Raw genomic sequence first — 21153 nt, 5'->3', positions numbered from 1 at the left:
GGCGACGAGCCGCTGCACCTCGCCGCGGCGCGCGACCGGAATCTTCATGTCGAACGCGCAGGCCAGATGCAGCGCCTCGATCTCGCCCATCCAGGTGAAGGAGAGCTGGTAGTCGGTCCATTGTCCCTTGGAGACAATGGTGAGTTCGTCCTCGCCGGAGCGTTCGAACGGCCAGTTGTTGCTGGCAGCGATATCCTCGACCACCGCAAGCGGATGGCTTTTGGAATCGATAGTGCTTTCGAGCAGGGACATGCCGTCTCGACCTCTTGCCTTCTTGTTGTCCTTGATACGCACGCGGTCGGCCCGGCACGCTCCCTCAACGTCGCTGGTGCGATCCCTCGGATCAGCGCGGGCCTGTCGCGGATCAAGTGATGTGATTTGCGGAATCTGCGCAACGGGGTCCCGAGTCCGTCCACAAGTCAGGACTCGTTCGTCCACAGCTCATCTCCGCCACAATTCTTAACGGAGGGAAGTCCTCGATCCGGATGGATGAGAACAAACCGGAATCGGATTCGCGGGGGAGGGCGCCATTCGTTAATTCCGCCGCGCGAGGGCCGGGCCGCCATGACGGCATGGGACCATGCGCCTTCTCCATGCGGAACACGCTTGCTGCGGCCGCCGGCTGGCGTCATATTTCCAGCCAGGCCGTTCATCCCGGACGGCCGATGTTCTCAGGGCGGGGTGAAAGTCCCCACCGGCGGTAAGGGCCGAAAGGCCTAAGCCCGCGAGCGCCTTGCCTAAGGTCTTCTTGCCGAGGGGAAGGGTCAGCAGATTCGGTGCAACTCCGAAGCCGACGGTTAAAGTCCGGATGAAAGAGAACGGTCGGAGGCAGACGCATCGCAAGATGCGGCTGTTTGTCGTTCCGTGTGCCCTGATTCTGGTCCTTGAGAAGGAAAGCCATGAATCAGATGCTGCAAGACCCCAAAACCGAAACTTCTGAAGCCGCCCAACCGCCGGTTCCGCATGACCCGGCGCCCGACCACCCGCGCTTTGCCAAGCCGCAGCGGGTGGCCTTCGTGCAGGCCTGCTGGCACCGCGACGTGGTCGAGGAGGCGCGTATCGCCTTCATCAAGGAGGCCGAGGCGCGCCATCTCACCCATGTCGACGTGTTCGAGGTACCTGGCTCGTTCGAGATCCCGCTGCACGCGCAGGTCCTCGCCAAGACGCGGCGCTATACCGCCATCGTCGCGGCCGGCCTGGTCGTCGATGGTGGCATCTATCGCCACGAATTCGTCGCCGACACCGTGATCAAGGCGTTGATGGACGTGCAGCTGCGCACCGAAGTGCCGGTGTTCTCCGCGGTGCTGACGCCGCAGCAATTCCACGAGACCGAGGTGCACTACGACTTCTTCCGCAAGCATTTTGCGATCAAGGGCGTCGAGGTCGCGGCCGCTTGTGCGGAGACGTTGCTCGGCCTGGAACGCCTGCGCGGCCAGGTCGCGGCGGGGATCGTGGGGTAGGCATGGTCATTCCGGGGCGCGCGAAGCGCGAGCCCGGAATCCATTGATCGACACGGATTGCTGCAAGATGGATTCCGGGTTCGGCGCTCTCGCGCCGCCCCGGAATGACGGTGTCAGTCGAACAGGCTCGACACCGACTCTTCCGCCGCCGTGCGCGCGATCGCGTCGGAGATCAGGCTGGCGATCGGCAGCGTGCGGATGTTCGGCGCCTTGGTCACCGCGTCCGTCGGCAGGATCGAGTCGGTGATCACGAGCTCCTTCAGCCTCGAGCCCGCGATGCGGGCGGCCGCGCCGCCGGAGAGCACGCCGTGGGTGATGTAGGCGTAGACGTCCTTGGCACCCTTGGCGATCAGCGCGTCGGCCGCGTTCACCAGCGTGCCGCCGGAGTCCACGATGTCGTCGATCAGGATACAGGTGTAGCCGGCGACGTCGCCGATCACGTTCATGACCTCGGATTCGCCCGCCCGTTCGCGGCGCTTGTCGACGATCGCGAGCGGAGTGTTGATGCGCTTGGCGAGGCCGCGCGCGCGGGCCACGCCGCCGACGTCGGGCGAGATCACCATGGTCTTGGAGAGGTCGAACCTCTCCTTGATGTCGCGCACCATCAGTGGCGCGGCGTAGAGGTTATCTGTCGGAATGTCGAAGAAGCCCTGGATCTGGCCGGCGTGCAGATCGAGCGTCATGACGCGGTCGACGCCGGCCTGCGTGATCAGGTTGGCGACCAGCTTGGCCGAGATCGGCGTGCGCGAGCCCGACTTACGGTCCTGCCGGGCGTAGCCGAAATAGGGCAGCACCGCCGTGATGCGGCGCGCCGAGGAGCGGCGCAGCGCGTCGGTGATGATCAGCAATTCCATGAGATGGTCGTTCGCCGGGAACGAGGTCGACTGGATGATGAAGGCATCCGAGCCGCGCACGTTCTCCTGGATCTCGACGAAGATCTCCATGTCGGCGAAGCGCCGCACCACCGCCTTGGTCAGCGGCAGGTCCAGGCCCTGCGCGATCGCCTGCGCGAGGGCCGGATTGGAGTTGCCGGCGACGAGCTTGATGGAGCCGTTTTTGGCCGACATGGACGCTTCCTCCCGCGCTTTGCTGGATACGACGTTCAACATCTCAGATCCCACTGGAAGCACGGTTACGACGGGCGAGGAAATATCAGGCCGGAGGCTGCAATGGCAACCCGGGATGCTACGTTTTCCCTTCGAAATCCTGAGTCGGGCCAACGGCTTGGCCGCAACTTGAGGCCGTGGTTTAGCGGGGGTTATCGGTCGGCGTAGCCGAGTGCCGTGGCCGGCATCTCCGCCACTGGGCCCTGCGGGATCACGCTCGCCACCGCCGGGCCCCGCAAGCCAGGAGCCGTGCCCGGGGCATCCGGCGTTCCGTTGATCATGTTGGAAAGTCCGCTGAATCCGGCCTGGGCGATCTTCCGCAGCACGAGGTCGTCAGCTGCTCCCCACGGATCGCGGCCGCCTTTGGCCGAGGTCGGTTCCTCGCCGGAGAGGCGCAGCGCCCGCTGCTGGTTGGCGTCGTAGACGTCCCAGACCCAGGCGATCACCGTCTTGCCGCGCACCACCTGGGCGGAGAGATAGCTGCGCACGCGGTAGGCGGCGGTCCCTTCGCGGGAGACGACGGACAGGCTGCGCAGCTTGGATTCGCTGTCGATCACGCCGACCATGCGGTCGAACACCTGCGGCGGCGGCCCGTCGATCGATTCGAAGGCGACCGTTGCCCCGGAGCCGGCGCTCGGCGCCATCGCATAGGAGTTGGCGGCCCCGCCGCCGGCGCAGCCGCCAAGCTCGGTCGCTGCCGCGAGCAGCATGACCGCCAGCACGCGCGAACCCGCACGGCCCAGGATGAATGACGCGTCCCTCATTATGGAGGGCAGCGATATCGTTAAAATCGATTAAGGTCTAGGGCGGGAGCGACACAACACACGGTCATTCCGGGGCGCGCCACTTGGCGCGAGCCCGGAATCCATTTCGCCGCGTGAATTGCTGCACGATGGATTCCGGGTTCTCGCTTCGCGAGACCCGGAACGACACACAGTGTTGCCCTTGTGTTCACGCTTCCAGCGCGATCGCGTGGACGTGGCGGCCGTAATCCGGCTCCTTGCGATGCACCGAGCGGCGATAGCTGAAGAAGCGCTCGTCGGCGTAGGTGTCGACGCCGAGATCGTCGATCATCAGGATGCCGGCGGCCTCCAGCCGCTTGCGGATGAAGCCGGCGAGGTCGAACATCGCGTGGCCCTCGCGCACCGACGGGATGAAGTACATCGCGTTGTCGGCATCGGCCTCGATGAAGCGCGCCACGAACTCGTTGCCGACCTCGTAGCTGTCCTGTCGGATCAAGGGCCCGATCGCGGCGATGATGCCGCTGCGCGTCGCGCCGAGTTTTTCCATCGCTAGAATCGTCGCCTCCAGCACGCCCGTCAGCGCGCCCTTCCATCCCGCATGTGCGCCACCGATCACGCGCGCGTTGGGATCGACGAACAGCACCGGCCCGCAATCGGCTGTGGAGACGCCGAGCGCGATGCCGGGCGTGTTCGTCACCAGCGCATCGCCCTTCGGCCGCGGCCCGTTCGGCCACGGCGCTTCTGCGACGAGCACGTCGGGCGAATGGATCTGGTGCAGGCTGAGGAAGCGTTCCGGCGCAACGCCGACATGCTCGGCCATGCGGCGGCGGTTCTCCGCGACAAGGGCCTGATCGTCATTGGAGCCGAGGCCGCCGTTCAGCGCGGAGTAGATGCCACTGGAGACGCCGCCTTCGCGGGTGAAGAACGAGTGGCGCAGGCCGGGCACAGCCGACAGCAGCGACGAAGCGAGCGTCATGAGGCTTCTCCGGCCTGTTCGAGATCGCTGAGGCCGGCAATGCCTGTCAACCGCGGCTCGGAGATGCCGAGCACCTTGAACATCGAGCCCATGCCGCCGCGCCCGGTATCCGTCAGCCGCTTGAGGGCGATCGAAATGTCGGTGGCGACCTCCGGCGTTGCCTTCTGCATCAAGGCGGCGGCCCTTGTGTCGATGCCGATCCGCTTGAGGAAGTCGCCTTGCGTCACCGGCCCGTGCACGCGCGCGCCGACATCTTCGGCCGCGCGCGCCAGCGCCTGGAAGTCGACATGAGCGGTGACGTCGGCCTGGCCCGGCGCCTTCAAGGGATCGGCGAAGGTGTGGCGCGCAATCGCCTGGAACGTGTCGCCGGCATCGCTGCGCAAATGGCCATAGTCGATGATCAGCGCCGCGCCGTCCTGGTCGCGGACGCGCGTGGCGAGCTTCATGATCTCGCCGTCGGGGCGCCATTCGAACACGGCGCCGACGGGTGCGGCGCGCACGAGCGGCGGCAGGAGCACGTCGAAGCGCGGCGTCGGCTCGGGCGCTGCGCCGAATTGAAGCTTGCCGTTGGGATCGATCTCGATGACGCGCTCGTGCCAGCCGTACTCGTGGCGGACCATCTGGTGGACCGGCAGCACGTCGAAATATTCGTTGGCGAGGATGATGCTCGGTCCCTCAGGCACGTCGTCGATGCTGTCGTGCCAGGCGATGTTGCGCACGCCCGACAGCGTCGCATTCTGCCGCTCGCGCAAGACGGGATTGACCTCGACCATGTGGATGTGAAGCGCCTGGTAGAGCGGCGGCAGCACGCGAAGGGCGCGCAACGCGTCCGCCATCATGGTGCCGCGGCCGGGGCCGAGCTCGATCAGCCGCAGGAACTGCGGCGAGCCCATCTGCTTCCACACCGAGGCGGTCCACAACCCCAGGAGCTCGCCGAACATCTGGCTGACTTCGGGTGAGGTTGTGAAGTCGCCCTCACGCCCGAGCGGATCGCGCGAGACGTAATAGCCATGGCGCGGATGCATCAGGCACAGTTCCATGTACCGCCAGACCGGCATGGGACCTGAGGACTTGATCAGCGCCTTGATCTCGTTGAGTAGCGGCTGTTCGGTCACGGCTATCTTCTCGAAATGAATTAACGAACGGCCCCTGCGGGCTTCGGCGCACCGCGCCGGACTGCCAATACAATAAGTATGCCGCCCACGATAAGCATCGGAATCGACAGCAGCATGCCCATGGTTAATCCGCCCCAGAGGAAACCGAGCTGGGCGTCCGGTTCGCGGAAGTGCTCGCCGGCGATCCGGGTCAGACCGTAGATCAGGATGAAGGCGCCGAGGATCATGCCCGGCCGCTTCAGCGCGCCGAGCCGGATCATCACCGCGAGCACGGTGAACAGCAGGATGCCTTCCATGCCGGCCTCGTAGAGCTGGCTCGGATGACGCGGCAGCTGCGTCGGATCGTTGGGAAAGATCATCGCCCAGGGCAGGCTCGCATCGGTGGCGCGGCCCCACAATTCGCCGTTGATGAAATTGGCGATGCGCCCGAGCAGCAGCCCGACCGGGGCGACCGCGGTGGTGATGTCACCGAGCGACAGGATCGAGATGCCATTGCGAAAGGCGAACCACATCACCGCGACGACGCAGCCGAGGAAGCCGCCATGGAAGGACATGCCGCCCTCCCACAACCGGAAGATCGCGGCAGGATGATCGATGAAGAAGGGCAGATTGTAGAACAGCACGTAGCCGGTGCGGCCGCCGAGAATGATGCCGAGCGTGACCCAGAGGATGAAGTCGTCAATCTGCAGCAGCGACATCGGCGCGGGGCCGCCCCACAGGCGCTCCTTCTTCAGAAGCGAGCGCGCATAGAGCCAGCCGAACACGATGCCGCAGATATAGGCCAGCGCATACCAGCGGATCGCGAACGGGCCGATCTCGAGCGCAATCGGCTTGAAGGCGGGGAAGTCGATGAGAAGAAGCTGCATCTCGCCTTCTATATCTGGACGAGATTGCGGCGATAGAGCGCCAACAGGCGCTCCCAATGCCGCTCGGCGGCGTCGCGGTCATAGACCGGGCGCTTGGGGAAGGCGAAGCCGTGATGCGTGCCGGGATAGATCTCGACCTCGGCCTTGGCGCCGTTCATGGCTTCTTTGACCTTCTCGATAACCTCCGGCGGCGCGTAGACATCGGTCTCGGCGCAGGCGAAATAGAGCTCGGCCTTGGTCTTAGCCGCAGCCAGGTGCGGGCTGTCGGCCTGATCCGTTGCCAGCTGCACGCCGTAGACCGAGGCGGCCGCCTTGACGCTGTCAGGGAAATGCGTGGCGGCGTTGATGGCGTAGCGGCCGCTCATGCAGTAGCCAACGGTGCCGACCAGTCTGGTGTTCGCGGCCGCCTGGCCCTCGGCATAGGTGAGCAGCGCCCGGGTGTCGTCCATGATCATGGGGATGGTGAGCGACCCCATCAGCTGGAACATGCGCTTGCGCTCCGGCGCGTTCGGGTCGGCCGGAAGCGCGCCGAGCTCCATCACGCCGGAGCGATAATAGAGGTTCGGCAGCATCACGTAATAGCCCGAGGTCGCGAGCCGGCGCGCCATGTCGCGCAGCTCTTCGCGGATCGCCGGCGCGTCCATGTAGAACAGGATGACCGGAAACGGCCCGCCACGTTCGGGATGGCTGATGAAGGTTGCGGTGTGGCCGTCCCTGGTGGGGATCGCGATCTGCTGGTCGATCATCTCATGCGCCTTGATTCTTCTTATGCAGGGACGATGAATACGATTGCAAGGAAACCGGGGCATGACAAGGATACCTCCGATCGGGCCTTGAACCGTTCCGCTCGGATTGCCATTGTCTTTTCGAGAGTTCGCGCAAAGTAGAGGCCGCCAGGAGACCGAAATGACCCAGACCAACAACCGGTTTTTCGACGAGATCGGCCGCCTGATGAACGATGCCGCCGGTGCCGCCCAGGGCGTCAAGCGCGAGTTCGACACGGTGCTGCGCACCCAGGCCGAAAAATTCCTGCGCGACATGGATCTGGTCAAGCGCGAGGAGTTCGAGGCGGTCAAGGACATGGCCCGCCTGGCCCGCGAGGAGAACGAGGCGCTGAAGGCGCGACTCGCGGCGGTGGAGGCCAAGCTCGGCGGGGCGCCGGGCTGAGGTCGTCATGCCCGGGCTTGTCCCGGGCATCCACGTCTAACCTGGTGCCCGGCAACACGTGGATGGCCGGGACGAGCCCGGCGATGACGGTGTTCCGGGGGATACCGGCCGCACAAAAAATCCTCGCATTTCCTTGTCATTTCCGCATCTTCCGGGTAAAAGCCCGCCAGTTCGTGGCCCCCGCACCCCTGGAGGCTTGCTGCGAACGATGCCATGGGCCGCGCTGCGGCCCATTAACTTTTGCAAAAACAAGGACTTAACGACATGGCGACGACCGTCAAGGAATTGAAGGCGACCGCACGTCCGAAGAGCGGCAAGGGGGCCGCCCGGGCTGAGCGTCGCGCCGGGCGAGTGCCCGGAGTGATCTATGGCAACAACCAGCCCCCCGTCACGATCTCGATCGAAGATCGCGAACTGCGCCAGCGCATCCTCGCCGGCCGGTTCCTGACCACGCTGGTCGACATCGATCTCGAGGGCAAGAAGCACCGCGTGATTCCGCGTGACTACCACCTCGATCCGGTCAAGGACTTCCCGATCCATGTCGACTTCATGCGGCTCGGCGAAGGCGCCACCATCCGCATCAGCGTGCCCTTGCACGTGGTGAAGTCGGAAGCCTCCCCGGGCGTGAAGCGCGGCGGCACGGTCAACATCGTCGCCCATGCGATCGAGCTCGAATGCGGCGTCGAGAGCATTCCGCAGTACATCGAGGCCGATGTCGGCTCGCTGGAAATCGGTCACTCCTTGCATCTGTCGGACGTCAAGCTGCCGAACGGCGTGAAGGCGCTGACCCGCGAGGACGCAACCCTCGTCACCATCGTGCCGCCGTCCGGCTACGCCGAAGAGCAGAAGGCCGCGGCTGCGGCTGCAGCTCCTGGCGCTGCTGCGGCTGCTCCGGCGGCTGGCGCTGCGGCTCCGGCTGCTGCTGCACCTGCCGCGGCTGCCAAGGCTCCCGCCGGCGGCGACAAGAAGAAGTAATCTCTCAAAGCTGGCGCGCGGTCCCTGATCGCGCGCCGAGCGAGGGGCGCGCCGCGTCATGCGACTCTTTGTTGGGCTCGGCAATCCCGGCGCGAAATACGCACGTAACCGGCACAATATCGGCTTCATGGCCGTCGACGAGATCGCGCGGCGTCATGGTTTCGCACCATGGCGCCGTCGTTTTCAGGGCGAGACCTCGGAAGGCACGCTCGGCACTGAGCGCGTGATCCTGCTCAAGCCCACGACGTACATGAACGATTCCGGCCGCAGCGTTCAGGAGGCGGCGAGCTTCTTCAAGATCGCCATGGGCGACGTCACCGTGTTTCACGATGAACTCGAGCTGCCGCCGGGCAAGGTGCGGGTGAAGATCGGCGGCGGCATCGCCGGCCATAACGGCCTGCGCTCGATCTCGGCGCATATCGGCAACGACTATCGCCGGGTGCGACTCGGCATCGGTCATCCCGGCGTCAAGGAACTGGTGCACGGCCACGTGCTGTCGGACTTCGCCAAGGCCGACAACGACTGGGTGACGGCGCTGTGCGAAGCGGTGGCCGAGCACGCAGGCCTGGTCGCCAAGGGCACGGACGCGACCTTCGCCAACAGGGTGCATCTCGCCATGCAGGCGAAGGGATTTTTGACCAAGGACGAGAACGGCAAGGAATAACGCTCGTGGGATTTAAATGCGGAATCGTCGGATTGCCCAATGTCGGCAAGTCGACCTTGTTCAATGCGCTGACCGAGACGGCCGCGGCGCAGGCGGCGAACTATCCGTTCTGCACCATCGAGCCGAATGTCGGCGAGGTCGCGGTGCCCGATCCCAGGCTCGACAAGCTCGCGGCGATCGCCAAGTCCGGCCAGATCATCCCGACCCGGCTGACCTTTGTCGACATCGCCGGCCTCGTGCGCGGTGCGTCCAAGGGTGAAGGCCTCGGCAACCAGTTCCTCGCCAACATCCGCGAGGTCGATGCCATCGCGCATGTCGTGCGCTGCTTCGAAGATTCCGACATCACCCATGTCGAGGGCAAGATCGCCCCGCTCGCCGACATCGAGACCATCGAGACCGAGCTGATGCTCGCCGACCTCGACAGCCTCGAGAAGCGCGTCGACAACCTCACCAAGAAGGCCAAGGGCAACGACAAGGACGCCAAGGAGCAGCTCGACCTCGTCAACCGCACCCTGGTGCTGCTGCGTGAAGGCAAGCCCGCGCGCCTCGTCGAGCGCAAGGCGGAGGAGGAGCGCGCCTTCGGCATGCTCGGCCTGCTGTCGTCCAAGCCCGTGCTCTATGTCTGCAACGTCGAGGAAGGCTCGGCCGCGACAGGCAATTCGTTCTCCCAGGCGGTGCAGGAGCAGGCCGCCAAGGAAGGCGCGGTTGCCGTCGTCATCTCCGCCAAGATCGAATCCGAGATCGCCACCATTTCGCGTGAGGAACGCGCCGACTTCCTGGAAACGCTGGGTCTAGAGGAAGCCGGCCTCGATCGCCTGATCCGCGCCGGCTACACGCTGCTCGACCTCATCACCTACTTCACGGTGGGCCCGAAGGAAGCACGCGCCTGGACCATCTACCGCGGCACCAAGGCACCGGGCGCGGCCGGCGTGATCCATACCGATTTCGAGAAGGGTTTTATCCGCGCAGAGACGATTGCGTTCGAGGATTACGTGGCGCTTGGCGGCGAAGCCGGCGCCCGCGATGCCGGCAAGCTGCGCCTCGAAGGTAAGGAATACGTCGTCGCCGACGGCGACGTGATGCATTTCCGGTTTAATACGTAAGACGCTGACATCGGTGCCGTAGGGTGGGCAAAGGCGCATCGCGCCGTGCCCACCATCTAACCAATATTGCGACGGAAGACGTGGGCACGCCTCGCTTTGCCCACCCTACGAGGCCGGTGACTACGCCACCTGCGTCTGCCTCACCGCAACCCGCCGCCCTGATCCCTTATGGCGCCGAGATGCTCGTTGATGCGGAAGACGATCAGGATCAGCTCCGCGGCGATGCGCGAGAATACGATTCCGACGACGACGCTGGCGATCGACGACAGCAGCACCAGGAAGCCGCCAAAGGGACTGATCGCCATCGCAGCCAGGCCGGAGAAGATGCCGGAGAGGCCGAACAGGCAGATCAACGCGATCACCAGCCAATAGAAGGTCTTGATGATCGTCGGCGTGATGAAGCGGTCCCACTGAAACAGATCGCTGAATGAAAACATTGCTCTCCCCAGGGCATCGGGCCTTGGTAAATGGATCTTGGCCCTCGGTTGATCCGACTCAAGACCAACGCCGCCACCCCGTATGTAGCACGAGCCATGCGGGCCGGCGGGTTGAGATTGCCGCAAAGTGCGGCCACAATCTGTCATTTCCGCTAGCCAATCCCAAGATGACCCTGACCTTCGAAGATTTCCCGCCCGGCCGGTTCGGAACATTCGGCCCGCGCCACGTCACCCGCGACGAGATTTTGGCCTTCGCGGCCGAGTTCGATCCGCAGCCGATGCATCTGGACGAGGAGGCTGCCAGCAAGAGCATGCTGCGTGGCCTGTCCGGCTCGGGCTGGCACCTCTGCTCGCTGATGATGCGGATGATGGCCGACGGTTTTATTACCCGCGCCGCGTCGCTGGGGTCTCCCGGCGTCGACGAGGTGCGTTGGCTCTCGCCGCTCCGGCCCGGCGACGATCTCATGCTCGACGTCGACGTGTTGGAGGCGCGCCCCTCGAAGAGCCGCCCCGAGCTCGGCATCGTCAAGTTCAAATGCACCGTGCGCAACGCCAAGGGTGAGCCGCTGGGCGAGATGACCTCGCCGATCCTGATCAAGCGGCGCGAGGGGGCGGTCTGATGCGGTTCTTCGACGACATCGAGATCGGCCAGCGCCGCGAGATCGGCACCTATACGTTCACGGCCGAGGCCATCAAGAATTTCGCCGCGAAGTTCGATCCGCAGCGTTTTCATCTCGACGAGGAGGAGGGCAAGAACTCGCTGTTCGGCGGGCTTGCCGCCTCGGGCTGGCATGTCGGCTCGGCCTGCATGAGCCTGCTTGTCGCCGACGGCCAGCGCCTGGCGCGCGAGGCCGTATCGCGCGGTGAGGAGGTTGCGGTGTGGGGACCTTCGCCGGGCTTTCGCGATCTGCGCTGGATCAGGCCGGTGCTCGCCGGCGACACCGTCGCCTACGTCAACGTCGTCACCGACAAGCGCACTTCGGCCTCGCGCCCGGGCTGGGGCATCCTGACCGCCCGCACCACCGGCACCAACCAGCGCGGCGAGGACGTCTATTCCATCACCGCCAGCGCCTTCGTGCCGATGCGGAAGAGCGGTTAGATCTGTTCCAAGATGAACGGGCAAATGAGTGCGCGAGTGTTGCCCGCGCGCTATGGACGCGATTCCGGGCGGCTGCCATAAGCCTGCGCAACATGGTTACCGCGAAGCAGTTTGGCGGAACCAGTGAGTTGCTAACTAATTATGAACCTGTCGCTGTCTAATTGAAACGAATTGGGCAGAGTACAGGGGACGAGGACCATGGCAGATCGCGGCGCACTCAAGCTTGTCGGATTTCTCTTCGCTACCGCGACGCTGGCAGTGATGTTGGTCGCCGGCATGGTGGTGAAGGGCTATGCCGATGGCGCCTACACCCTGGAAGCCTCGGCTGTCGACGCGAGCCGGTAGGAATCTGTTAAGTTCTCGGGGCCGGAAAACGGCCCCGCATCAGCGGCTGTAGACGAACGCCAGCACCGCGATCGCAACCACCAGCAATCCGACGAAGCGCAGCATGATCGTGCCGAGCTGATTGGGCGCGGGCCGCAGCGAGATCGGGTCCGTGTTGTCGGGCCGAATGCTTTCCATGAAATGTCCCCCGGCCCGGCCGCAAGAGAAGCGGGCGCTTGGCATTGGTCGCCGGGAAGGCGCGGGGGGTTCAAATGTGCACTCTCGTGTCCCGGACGCGCTGCAGAGTGTAACGCTGCGGCGCAGAGCCGGGACCCATTGCGCCGCGCATGAATCCTGACCATGGGCCCCGGCTCTGCGGCGCGTCACTGCGAGCCGCAGAGCCGGGGCACAGACCCCCCAGAATCAAAATCGCCGCGTTCCTTTCGGAACGCGGCGGTTCGGTGATGCTCAGTACGATCAGCTATTGCGCAGGCCGTCGGCGGCGCGCTTCCACTGCGCGACGTTGTCGGCGATCATGCGGGTCGACTTCATCGCGGCCTGGCTGAGCTGGGCATAGCCGGAGATCTCGCGCTGAACGCGCTGGCCCTCGGCATGCAGCAGGTCACGCAGGCTCTCGAGCTCCGAGATCAGATTCTCGATCTCGGCGAGCGAGGTGCCGGCGACGCGCTGGATCAGCGAGTTGACGTTGGTGACGGTGGCCTCCGCGCTCGGATCGAGCGGGGGCGCATCCGTGGTCGTCGCCGCCGGACGGCGCAGATAGGCGATGTCGTTGCGGACGAAGTCGCGGATGCCGGCTTCGACTTCCGTAACTGCAGCGAGGTTGGTGTCGACCGTCTCGGTCTCGGCGGCTTCGGTCTTTTCCGGACGCATGGCGTTCATCGTTATTCCCCTGTTCGCGTTGAGCGCAGCGCGAGTGTCCCCCGCACGACGACGTCTGTGAGGCAGCCTGCATCAGGGCGCCGGAATTGGGCCGCAAATGGGCCGAGATGCGGCAAGGGCGGACCATTCGGGGGTTTTGCCGTGGCGTATGGTTACGAGAGTCTGAATGGCGGTAACGCGCGTCGGAACCCACCCCCTCATGGTGAGGAGTACGCCCCTTCGCGCGCGTCTCGAACCATGCCGTCCCCGCCCTCGCAGCGCGGCCTCGATCCTTCGAGACGCGCTGCTTTGGAGCGCCCTCAGGATGAGGGCAAGAGTAGAGGCTTGGCCTACCAGCTCTTCTTGAAACCCGCCGTCACGCTCTTGTTGATCGCGCCCTGCGAGGTCTCGCCGACCGAGCCGGAGACGGTGACGTTGTCGAACAGCTTTTGCTCGGCGCCGACCTTGCGCAGCCATTTGTCGTCCATGGTCGACAGCGTCTGGCCGGCGGTGACGCTGGTGCCGGTGTCGGTGAGGGTGACCTTGGCGGACTGGTCGGTCTCGTAATTGCGGGTGATGTGGCCGCCGATGCCGGGGACCGCACTCGTGCCTTGCTGGTTGACGCTGTAGCCGTTCTGCAGCGTCAGCGAGGTGTCGCCGGACAGCGGCACCGATTTGGTCAGCGAGGCCCCGAGCTTGCTCTGTTCCGAGCCGGGATCGACGCGGGCTTCCACCGCGGTCTTGTCCCAGATGACTCCGGCGCCGGGCGCGGTCGCCGTCGCCCAGGCGCTGCCGGAGGATTGCGGCAGGTTGCCGCCATTGGTGGCCTTTTGCGCCAGCAGCTCGGACATCGTCCGCGGCTCGCTGGTCACCGTCATGTCGGCGCCGATCCGCGTATCCCAGAACGAGAACACGGACTGTTTCACCGTCACCGCCGAGGAGCCGTTCGCATTGGCATTCGACGACCAGTCGAGGCCGTCCTTGGCGGCGGCCTGGGCGCGCTTCTTGGCGGCGATCGGGTCGATGCCGGTGCCGGCGTCGACCGCGAGCTGACTCCAGTCGAGCTTGTCGACGTCGATGCCCTTGAGCACGTCGGGGTCGTTGACGTCGGGGGCCTCTGCCGTCTCGGTCTCGGCCTCGTCGGACGCGCCCGCGGGTGGGGAGAAGGGCGGAATGATCTGCGCCGAAACCGTCAGCACAGAGCCCAAGATGAACGCGGCCGCCAGCACCGGCAGCCTGGTCCAGCCACAACCTGTCGAGAATTCCATCGTCCTGCCCGCCAACCCCAGCGCACGTTGTCCGCCAATATAAGACGGTCTGTGGTGATGACCATGCGCCATTCGGTCTGCTCGCATCAATGCGGATTTATCGTTGCGAAATTGTGGCAACTCGCGTGGGGACGCGAACCAACGGGCCGCGCGAGAGGCGCGCGCCCGACGACGAGCTTCCGGCACGACGGCATCCGGCGGGGCTGGAGGCCAGGACGTCGCGTCAGGCGTTGTCATCGGTCCCGAACAGCGGGGCCCGTTGGCGTCCCCCTCAGCCGACGCTGGTCATCTTCGGCAGATGAATGGCGCGGCCGAGTGCCTGCTCGACCAGGTCGAAGGTGTCGATCAGGACGCGCATGCTGGTGAGCTTGCCCGCCCTGAACTGGGCGAACTGCGCGACCCGCAAGCTGATCGGCTTGTTGGAATCCAGTGCCGTCAGCGAATAGCGCAGCATCGAGGCGGCGGAATCGACGCCCAGCATGATGCTCTCGCGGTCGAAGCGGCGGACCTGGAAATTGTCGGCGAGCTGGCGGATGACGTCGAGCACGGCGTCCTTGCCCTGGCGCGCGCCGAGGAACGGAAACATGTCGATCGGGCCGTAGAGCGCCCATTCGACGTCCTCGTCGATCAGGGCCTCGATGTCCTCGAAATGCCGGTCGTTGATCGCGCGGTGCAACGCGCGCGAGAAACGCCAGAGGCTGTGCTCTGTCATTTTGGGCAGTCCTGAAGCTGGCTTTGCGAAAGAAAAACGGAAAACGACCCCAGCGCAGTCAGGCACTGGGGCTCAACTCATTTGTATACGAATAAAATACCCGATTTCGGCCAAAACGCAATTCACGTTTTCGCAATGCACAATTGATGGCGATCTGTGAGATTTGCAACAAAACCCCGTAATCTCCCGGGTCCCGGCGGATCGCGTGCGGGTTCCAGGGGAGGAGCAGGCTCAGTCCACCCGTGCACCCACGATCAGCGGCCCGATCTCGCGCTCCAGCACCTGCTGCACCAGATCGTAGGAATCGATGATCTCGCGGATCTCCGCCACCAGCCCGCCGCGGAAGGTGTAGAACACGGCCATGTCGAACTGCACGATGCGGTCGTTGCTGCGTTTCCTGAAATAGGCCTGCATGTAGGTCGCGACCGCCTCGCCTTCGGCCAGGATGTGCGGTGCCTTGTAGCGGATTTCCGAATAGCGCGACCAGACCGTCTGCCAGAGCTCGCGCAGCTCTTGCTTGCCGTGGCGCGGCACCATGTGCGGCAGCACGTCGATGGGCGCATGGGTGAGGAAGTCGACGTCGTCGGTGCAGCACGCCAGCGCGGCCTCGAGATCGCCGCGCGCGAAGGCGTCGAGCAGATGCAGCACGCGTTGCCTGTTCAGCTTCTCAACCGTCATGCTGCTCCTGCCCTCACCGGCCGTGCTTTGCAAACGCTATCGTGCGGCTCGCGGGTCCATCAATCCGCAAAATCACAGAGTGATTGCAGGGTATGACGCGCGAGCACAATGCCCGGTTCATGGGGTGCAATTGCGGGTTGCGTGCGTTTCCGCATGCAAGAATTCGCTCGGCGCTTTGCGTCCTGCGTGACGCCGCGGGCACATCGCGGTCGCCTCCTGCCATGCGCCGGGCGTTGGAACCCGGACCCATTCGCGCCCGTTGAGACGCCGATACCGCATCCGGAGACATCGATCCATGAAGGCCCCGCTTTTCGCCATCGCCGCCGCGCTTCTGATGCTTGGCGCGACCTCCGCCGCCAGCGCCAAGGGCTGCATCAAGGGCGCCGTCGTCGGCGGCGTCGCCGGTCACTACGCCGGCCACCACGGCGTCCTCGGCGCCGCCGCCGGCTGCCTCTACGGCAGGCATCACGCCAAGGAACAGGACAAGCAGCGGCAGCAGCAGGGTCAGGTGAACGGCCAGGGCAAGCTGTAGGGGCGACCTCGATCCGCAGCGGCAGTCTGCTTCCTCTCCGCGCAAGCGGGCGAGGTGAAGAAGGACGCGTGATCCATCTCACATCACGCCCATCCCATCGCAGCTAACGTCATCGGCATGTCATCAGGGAGACGTGCCATGGCTGCCCTCGCCACCGTCAGAAAGTCCCGCCTGCACAACGCGCTCGAAGGCCTCGCGCTGACCACGATCCTGCAGAGCTTCCCGACCTTCGCCGCTGCCGCCTTCCTGCTCAAGCTCTGCGGCAACCACGATCTCGTCGGCGACCCCGGCGTCGCCATCTTCGTCGCCATCGCCTCGCTCGCCCACGCCATGCTCGCCGTGACCCTCGGCCCGAGCTTCCCGCACCTGTTCAAGACCGTCTACGAACCAAAGTTCTTCGAGGCCCATCTGTCGCTGTCCGACAAGATCACGGCCTGGCGCACCCAGCCCGTCGCCTCGCTGCAGTTGGTGACCATCGTGCTGCTGCTGTCGGTGATGGCCGTGGTGACGGCGAGTGTGGGGTGAGGGGAACGCCGAGCGAGTCTCGCTTGCCGACGATCAACCCCTGCCGCAGTGTCGGACAATCACCTCTTCTTCCACCCACCCCGCCGCCCGGGCATCCCGCCCGTCGACTTCGGCGCCGGCCCAAACTCCGGTCCCGACTGCCGCGAGTCCGTCGGCTGAATAATCCGGCTCGTGCTACCGAACGGCTTTGCCGGCAGCGTCGGCTTTTCGCGATAGGGCAGCGATTCCGGCCCGTGCATCTCGTCGAGATGCGGCTTGTGGACCTTCGAGCCGCCTCCGCCGCCGCTGGCTTTCAGCGCGGAGCCCACGGTCTTCTTCTTCATGGCGCTGACCGGTAAATTCGCGGCGTCGCCGTACTTCTTGCTGCCGGCATAGGCGCCGGCCTTGCCCTGCACAGTGCGTTGCTTGGCGGTGGGATCGTCCACCACGGCGAGCTCGGTGGCGCGCAGCCGTTTGACCTCGTCGCGCAGGCGCGCGGCTTCCTCGAAGTTCAGATCGGCTGCGGCCTCGCGCATCCGCGTTTCCAGGTCGCCGAGCACGGCTTCGAAGTTGTGGCCGATCGAGATGACGTCGTCGGTCATGTCGTGGCCGCCGACCTCGATCAGCACGTGGTCGCGCTCGTAGACGGAGTTGAGGATGTCGCCGATCTGCTTCTTCACGCTCTCCGGCGTGATGCCGTTGGCGGTGTTGTATTCGACCTGCTTCTCGCGGCGGCGGTTGGTCTCGGCGATGGCGCGCTCCATCGAGCCCGTCATCTGGTCGGCGTAGAGGATCACCTTGCCATCGACGTTGCGCGCGGCGCGGCCGATGGTCTGGATCAGCGAGGTCTCGCTGCGCAAAAAGCCTTCCTTGTCGGCATCCAGAATCGCGACCAGCGCGCATTCGGGAATGTCGAGGCCTTCGCGCAAGAGGTTGATGCCGACCAGCGCGTCGAACGCGCCGAGACGCAAGTCGCGGATGATCTCGATGCGCTCGATGGTGTCGATGTCGGAGTGCATGTAGCGGACGCGGATGCCCTGCTCGTGCAGATATTCGGTGAGGTCCTCCGCCATGCGTTTGGTCAGCACGGTGATCAGCGAGCGATAGCCGGCCTGCGCGGTGGCGCGGACCTCGCCGACGAGGTCGTCGACCTGGGTGCGGGCCGGGCGAATGTCGACGGGCGGATCAATCAGCCCCGTGGGGCGGATGACCTGCTCGACGAACACGCCGCCGCTCTCGTTCAGCTCCCAGCCGCTCGGCGTTGCCGACACCGCGACGGTCTGCGGCCGCATCATGTCCCACTCCTCGAAGCGCAGCGGGCGGTTGTCCATGCAGGACGGCAGGGGAAAGCCGTATTCGGCCAGCGTCGCCTTGCGGCGGAAGTCGCCTTTGAACATGGCGCCGATCTGCGGGACGGTGACGTGGCTCTCGTCGGCGAACACCAGCGCGTTGTCGGGGACGTATTCGAACAGCGTCGGCGGCGGCTCGCCGGGACGGCGTCCGGTGAGGTAGCGCGAATAGTTCTCGATGCCGGCGCAGCTTCCCGTCGCTTCCATCATCTCGAGGTCGAAAGTGGTGCGCTGCTCCAGCCGCTGCGCTTCCAACAGGCGCCCCTGGTCGTGCAGCTGGTCGAGCCGCTGCTTCAGCTCGGACTTGATCGACTTGATCGCCTGCACCAGTGTCGGGCGCGGCGTCACATAGTGCGAGTTGGCGTACATCTTGATGAATTCGAGTTCGTCCTGCTTGTGGCCGGTGAGCGGATCGAATTCCTCGATGGTCTCGATGGTGTCGCCGAACAGGTTCACGCGCCAGGCACGGTCCTCATAGTGCGCCGGGAAGATGTCGATGACGTCGCCGCGCACGCGAAACGTGCCGCGGGTGAAATCGGCCTGGGTGCGCTTGTATTGCAAGGCGACGAGGTCGGCGATGAGCTGGCGCTGGTCGATGCGCTCGCCCTTCTTCAGCGCGAAAGTCATCGCGGTGTAGGTCTCGACCGAGCCGATACCGTAGATGCAGGACACCGAGGCGACGATGATGACGTCGTCGCGCTCGAGCAGCGCGCGCGTCGCCGAGTGGCGCATGCGGTCGATCTGCTCGTTGATCGAGGAGTCCTTCTCGATATAGGTGTCGGTGCGCGGGACGTAGGCTTCCGGCTGGTAATAGTCGTAGTAGGAGACGAAATACTCCACCGCGTTGTCGGGGAAGAAGTTCTTGAACTCGCCATAGAGCTGGGCGGCGAGCGTCTTGTTCGGCGCCAGGATCAGCGCGGGGCGCTGCGTCTTCTCGATCACCTGCGCCATGGTGTAGGTCTTGCCCGACCCGGTGACGCCGAGCAGCACTTGGGTGCGGTCGTTGCGCTGGACGCCTTCGACCAGCTCGGCGATCGCGGTCGGCTGGTCGCCCTTGGGCTGATATTCCGATTTGATCTCGAAGCGCACGCCGCCTTCGGACTTCTCCGGCCGCGGCGGCCGGTGCGGGGTCCACACCTTGGTGGAGCCGTCGTTCTTGCGGAACTCCGGCCGGCCTTCGCGGATCAGCGATTCCAACGCGTCGGCGGTGGCCTTGACGCCGAGCGCCTCCATCTTGCTGCGCGGCGGACGCGCCAGCGCTTCGGCATCGTCCTCTTCGGTGGGCAGGCCGAGCTGCCGCGCCAGTTCCGGATCGAGCGTCGGGATCGTGGCCGCGGTTCCGTAATTGGCCTGCGGCGCTTCTTCCAGCCCGCCAACCTCTGTGGATTGCCGGGCGCCCGGCGGCTGCGGGTTGGGCCGCAGCGGCATCGGCCGCGCACTATCCTGCGGAAACTGCTTTTGAAGGTCTTTGGGCGTCGAGGCCCGCGCGCGATGGGCCGCGGCCTCGCCGCCGGAGCGGCGGTCGCGGGAATTGTCCGGCGGCGGCTGCAGGCCGGTGCCCGAGCCAAGTCCGGCGTCGCCGCGATTGATCGCGGGATTGAGCAGCTCGGCCAGGGCCGGCCCGATCGGCTGCACGTCGGGCCGATGTGCCTTGGAGTTCGGAGCTTTGGATTTAGGGGATTTTGGGGGAGCAGGTTTCTTCGCCATGAGCCGAATATGGGATGAGTCCGCCTCCCGATAAAGGGTGAATGACCGTCCTCATGCAGCCTGCTGACAGCAGGTTGGCAGCAGCCTCGGCCCTACGCGGTCGGCAGCGGACCCTCGTCGTCCTTGCCCGCCTGATGCGGCTTGAGGATGTCGAGATGGATGCCGCCGCAATCGGTGCAGCGCATGGTCCAGTACTCGCGTCCTGCGCGGCCGCCGATGACGCGGAGCACCGTGAGATCGCCGTCGCATTCCGGGCAGTTGGACAGCACATTGCGGGCATAAATTCTCGGCCGCGGCGCGTCTTCGATTTCGATGACTGACATGACCCGGTTCCCCCCTTTATGCTGTTGCCCTGGTTCGCTTGCCGTCCGGCTCGCTTATTCGTCGTCGCTGTCGGCCCGCCGGCGGAAGCGGTCGATGTGGTGCTTGGCGTCGGCGATCGCGGCGTTCTGATCGGGCCAGGCGAAACCGACTTCCATCGCCGGAAACAGCACGCCGTCGATGGCGACGGGGCTGAGATCGGCGCGGCGGATGCGGGCGTGCCAGAGGCCTTTGCCAGCCTCGAAGGATTCAATGTCAAAGCCGTCGTAGAGGGTCGTCATTCTTGTCGGTCCCACGTTTCTTTTCGGAGGGTCAGGGGACCACGTTTGCGGATTCCGGAATGTGAAGCCGTTCACAAGCGGCAGGCTTTTTTGCCTCGGGCGTCAGTTCCGCGCGGCGACACGGCCCGTCCGCTTGACCGGGCGGGCGGCGGGTTCCGAGGCCGCGCGCATGATCCAGCGGCGGAACGCGGCAAAGTCGCGGTGCTCGGTTTGAAAGCTGCGATAGAGCAGGTACCAGCGCATGCCCTTGGGCACCGAGAGGTCGAACGGGGCGACCAGCCGGCCGGCGGCGAGATCGTCGTCGATATAGGGGCGGATGCCCATGGCGATGCCGAGCCCGTCGGCGGCGGCCTGCAGCGCCTGGCCGTAAAACTGGAACTCCGGCCCGCGCGGATTGATGCGGGTGAGGTTCGCGGCTTTCAGCCAGATCGGCCAGTCCTCCGGCGAATGTTCGACGCGGATCAGGCTCGGTCCCTTCAGGTCGGCCGGGCGCTTCAGGCCGCTCGCGAGGCGGGGCACGCAGACGGGCGTGAGATCGCCGGCGAACAGGGGCTCGGCGACGAGACCAGGCCAGTCGCCGGTGCCGAGCTTGATGCCGCAGCTCCAGTCCTCGCCGAACGGTACCGACGCGCCGCCGGTGGTGAAGCGCACCTCGATGTCGGGCTCTTCGCTGCGAAACTCCGACAGGCGCGGGATCAGCCAGCGCATCGCAAAGGTGTGGCCGACGCCGATCGTGAGCACGCGGACGCTTGCCGGCGCCGTCACCTGAGCGGTGAGGCTGGCGAGCGCGTCGAAGATCGGCGTCAGCCCGCTCTGATAGGCGCGGCCGGCCTGCGTCAGCACCAGGCGATTGGCCTTGCGCTCGAACAGCGCGACGCCGAGCCGCT

The 21153-nt window shown here is 65.4% G+C and carries 27 protein-coding genes and 1 riboswitch; of the genes, 10 read left to right on the top strand and 17 right to left on the bottom strand.

Features of this window, described 5'->3' with window-relative positions:
* The coding region (locus IC66_RS0109520) for a YbjN domain-containing protein (RefSeq protein WP_038947466.1) at positions 1-252 on the bottom strand (252 nt) is incomplete at its 3' end.
* Between the two features lie 411 nt (positions 253-663).
* Positions 664-824: riboswitch (FMN riboswitch) on the top strand.
* 75 nt (positions 825-899) lie between these two features.
* Here IC66_RS0109520 and IC66_RS0109515 point away from each other — a divergent pair.
* Entirely contained in the window at positions 900-1460 is a 561-nt protein-coding gene (locus IC66_RS0109515) for a 6,7-dimethyl-8-ribityllumazine synthase (protein ID WP_038947465.1), read from the top strand.
* Positions 1461-1573: 113 nt separating this feature from the next.
* On the opposite strand, the gene IC66_RS0109510 is transcribed toward IC66_RS0109515, so the two are convergent.
* From IC66_RS0109510 to IC66_RS0109485, 6 genes are all read right to left on the bottom strand, one after another.
* Positions 1574-2527, bottom strand: a complete 954-nt coding sequence (locus IC66_RS0109510; RefSeq protein ID WP_026202002.1) for a ribose-phosphate pyrophosphokinase — start codon at positions 2525-2527, stop codon at positions 1574-1576.
* 191 nt (positions 2528-2718) lie between these two features.
* Entirely contained in the window at positions 2719-3330 is a 612-nt protein-coding gene (locus IC66_RS0109505) for a hypothetical protein (RefSeq protein WP_038947463.1), read from the bottom strand.
* 187 nt (positions 3331-3517) lie between these two features.
* Positions 3518-4285, bottom strand: coding sequence for a peptidoglycan editing factor PgeF (gene pgeF, locus IC66_RS0109500; RefSeq protein WP_038947462.1), 768 nt, complete (start codon positions 4283-4285; stop codon positions 3518-3520).
* Positions 4282-5400: a class I SAM-dependent methyltransferase gene (locus tag IC66_RS0109495; RefSeq protein WP_038947461.1), complete on the bottom strand. Its 1119-nt coding sequence runs from the start codon at positions 5398-5400 to the stop codon at positions 4282-4284. The genes pgeF and IC66_RS0109495 overlap by 4 nt, the downstream gene beginning before the upstream one ends.
* A 20-nt stretch (positions 5401-5420) precedes the next feature.
* Complete coding sequence (gene lgt, locus IC66_RS0109490) at positions 5421-6266, bottom strand: prolipoprotein diacylglyceryl transferase (RefSeq protein ID WP_038947460.1); 846 nt, start codon at positions 6264-6266, stop codon at positions 5421-5423.
* An 8-nt stretch (positions 6267-6274) separates the two neighbouring features.
* Complete coding sequence (locus tag IC66_RS0109485; protein ID WP_038947459.1) at positions 6275-7012, bottom strand: dienelactone hydrolase family protein; 738 nt, start codon at positions 7010-7012, stop codon at positions 6275-6277.
* A gap of 160 nt (positions 7013-7172) precedes the next feature.
* Between IC66_RS0109485 and IC66_RS0109480 the strand changes: the two genes are divergently transcribed.
* The 4 genes from IC66_RS0109480 to ychF all read left to right on the top strand — a co-directional run bounded on the left by IC66_RS0109480 (position 7173) and on the right by ychF (position 10175).
* Positions 7173-7433: an accessory factor UbiK family protein gene (locus IC66_RS0109480; protein WP_028140170.1), complete on the top strand. Its 261-nt coding sequence runs from the start codon at positions 7173-7175 to the stop codon at positions 7431-7433.
* A gap of 264 nt (positions 7434-7697) precedes the next feature.
* Entirely contained in the window at positions 7698-8408 is a 711-nt protein-coding gene (locus tag IC66_RS0109475; protein WP_028140171.1) for a 50S ribosomal protein L25/general stress protein Ctc, read from the top strand.
* A gap of 58 nt (positions 8409-8466) precedes the next feature.
* Positions 8467-9072 (top strand): aminoacyl-tRNA hydrolase, encoded by a 606-nt coding sequence (gene pth / locus IC66_RS0109470; protein ID WP_028140172.1) that lies wholly within the window; start codon positions 8467-8469, stop codon positions 9070-9072.
* A 5-nt stretch (positions 9073-9077) separates the two neighbouring features.
* Complete coding sequence (gene ychF / locus IC66_RS0109465; RefSeq protein ID WP_028140173.1) at positions 9078-10175, top strand: redox-regulated ATPase YchF; 1098 nt, start codon at positions 9078-9080, stop codon at positions 10173-10175.
* Positions 10176-10315: 140 nt separating this feature from the next.
* Here the strand turns inward: ychF and IC66_RS0109460 are convergent, their stop codons facing one another.
* Positions 10316-10612 (bottom strand): DUF4282 domain-containing protein, encoded by a 297-nt coding sequence (locus IC66_RS0109460; protein ID WP_038947458.1) that lies wholly within the window; start codon positions 10610-10612, stop codon positions 10316-10318.
* A gap of 167 nt (positions 10613-10779) precedes the next feature.
* Between IC66_RS0109460 and IC66_RS0109455 the strand changes: the two genes are divergently transcribed.
* The 3 genes from IC66_RS0109455 to IC66_RS47665 all read left to right on the top strand — a co-directional run bounded on the left by IC66_RS0109455 (position 10780) and on the right by IC66_RS47665 (position 12056).
* Positions 10780-11232 carry a MaoC family dehydratase gene (locus IC66_RS0109455; protein ID WP_028140174.1) on the top strand — a complete coding sequence of 151 codons (453 nt, stop codon included), beginning with the start codon at positions 10780-10782 and terminating at the stop codon, positions 11230-11232.
* Positions 11232-11711 carry a MaoC family dehydratase gene (locus tag IC66_RS0109450; protein WP_038947457.1) on the top strand — a complete coding sequence of 160 codons (480 nt, stop codon included), beginning with the start codon at positions 11232-11234 and terminating at the stop codon, positions 11709-11711. The genes IC66_RS0109455 and IC66_RS0109450 overlap by 1 nt, the downstream gene beginning before the upstream one ends.
* 198 nt (positions 11712-11909) lie before the next feature.
* Entirely contained in the window at positions 11910-12056 is a 147-nt protein-coding gene (locus IC66_RS47665) for a hypothetical protein (protein WP_028140176.1), read from the top strand.
* Positions 12057-12095: 39 nt separating this feature from the next.
* On the opposite strand, the gene IC66_RS47660 is transcribed toward IC66_RS47665, so the two are convergent.
* The 5 genes from IC66_RS47660 to IC66_RS0109420 form a co-directional block, all read right to left on the bottom strand.
* Entirely contained in the window at positions 12096-12233 is a 138-nt protein-coding gene (locus IC66_RS47660; RefSeq protein WP_164936752.1) for a hypothetical protein, read from the bottom strand.
* Between the two features lie 279 nt (positions 12234-12512).
* Complete coding sequence (locus IC66_RS0109435) at positions 12513-12935, bottom strand: hypothetical protein (protein WP_028140177.1); 423 nt, start codon at positions 12933-12935, stop codon at positions 12513-12515.
* A gap of 329 nt (positions 12936-13264) precedes the next feature.
* Positions 13265-14182, bottom strand: coding sequence for a hypothetical protein (locus IC66_RS0109430; RefSeq protein WP_038947456.1), 918 nt, complete (start codon positions 14180-14182; stop codon positions 13265-13267).
* Between the two features lie 271 nt (positions 14183-14453).
* A complete protein-coding gene (locus tag IC66_RS0109425) occupies positions 14454-14894 on the bottom strand; it encodes a nuclear transport factor 2 family protein (RefSeq protein WP_038947455.1) in 441 nt (146 codons plus the stop codon).
* Between the two features lie 231 nt (positions 14895-15125).
* On the bottom strand, positions 15126-15572 hold the full coding sequence (locus IC66_RS0109420; RefSeq protein WP_028140180.1) for a nuclear transport factor 2 family protein: 447 nt from the start codon (positions 15570-15572) through the stop codon (positions 15126-15128).
* Between the two features lie 295 nt (positions 15573-15867).
* Between IC66_RS0109420 and IC66_RS0109415 the strand changes: the two genes are divergently transcribed.
* Together IC66_RS0109415 and IC66_RS0109410 are read left to right on the top strand one after the other, a co-directional pair.
* Positions 15868-16104 (top strand): hypothetical protein, encoded by a 237-nt coding sequence (locus tag IC66_RS0109415; protein WP_028140181.1) that lies wholly within the window; start codon positions 15868-15870, stop codon positions 16102-16104.
* Between the two features lie 138 nt (positions 16105-16242).
* Positions 16243-16629: a hypothetical protein gene (locus tag IC66_RS0109410; protein ID WP_038947454.1), complete on the top strand. Its 387-nt coding sequence runs from the start codon at positions 16243-16245 to the stop codon at positions 16627-16629.
* A gap of 59 nt (positions 16630-16688) precedes the next feature.
* On the opposite strand, the gene uvrB is transcribed toward IC66_RS0109410, so the two are convergent.
* From uvrB to IC66_RS0109390, 4 genes are all read right to left on the bottom strand, one after another.
* Positions 16689-19664 carry an excinuclease ABC subunit UvrB gene (gene uvrB, locus IC66_RS0109405; protein ID WP_083859279.1) on the bottom strand — a complete coding sequence of 992 codons (2976 nt, stop codon included), beginning with the start codon at positions 19662-19664 and terminating at the stop codon, positions 16689-16691.
* Between the two features lie 92 nt (positions 19665-19756).
* Positions 19757-19987, bottom strand: coding sequence for a hypothetical protein (locus tag IC66_RS0109400; protein WP_028140184.1), 231 nt, complete (start codon positions 19985-19987; stop codon positions 19757-19759).
* A 54-nt stretch (positions 19988-20041) separates the two neighbouring features.
* Entirely contained in the window at positions 20042-20266 is a 225-nt protein-coding gene (locus IC66_RS0109395; RefSeq protein ID WP_018318312.1) for a hypothetical protein, read from the bottom strand.
* 102 nt (positions 20267-20368) lie between these two features.
* Positions 20369-21153, bottom strand: a 785-nt coding sequence (locus IC66_RS0109390) for a LysR substrate-binding domain-containing protein (RefSeq protein WP_049801862.1), incomplete at its 5' end; no start/stop codon positions are given.

The organism is Bradyrhizobium genomosp. III (genome assembly GCF_000261705.1).
Taxonomy (GTDB): Bacteria; Pseudomonadota; Alphaproteobacteria; order Rhizobiales; family Xanthobacteraceae; genus Bradyrhizobium; species Bradyrhizobium ottawaense.
This window is presented reverse-complemented; position numbering and strand designations above follow the sequence as displayed.